This window comes from Bacillus sp. SIMBA_008, assembly GCF_046535495.1.
In the GTDB taxonomy this organism is placed as follows: Bacteria; Bacillota; Bacilli; order Bacillales; family Bacillaceae; genus Bacillus; species Bacillus subtilis.
The window spans coordinates 1-240 of sequence record NZ_JAWRWL010001169.1; the positions used below are offsets into that span (position 1 = coordinate 1).

The window sequence follows — 240 nt, forward strand, 5'->3', positions numbered from 1 at the left end:
GGATGACCGGGGTATAAAACGTATTATCCACAATCAAATGCAGGCCGGCTTCTTTCGTAATCCGGGCGATTTTTTCAATGTCCGCCTCCTGCATTAACGGGTTTGTCGGTGTTTCAACAAATACCGCTTTCGTGTTTTCCGTTATTTTGGAGCGTAAACAGTCTTCATCGCTGAAATCATCGTAAATAAAGCTTAAGCCGTATTTTCTCCATTCGTTTTCAAACAAACGGTACGTGCCTC

At 43.3% G+C, this 240-nt stretch carries 1 protein-coding gene; it reads right to left on the bottom strand.

The window, feature by feature from the left end; translation table 11 throughout:
- A partial coding sequence (locus tag SB658_RS27130; protein WP_410603624.1) for an aminotransferase class I/II-fold pyridoxal phosphate-dependent enzyme occupies positions 1-240 on the bottom strand: 240 nt, incomplete at both ends.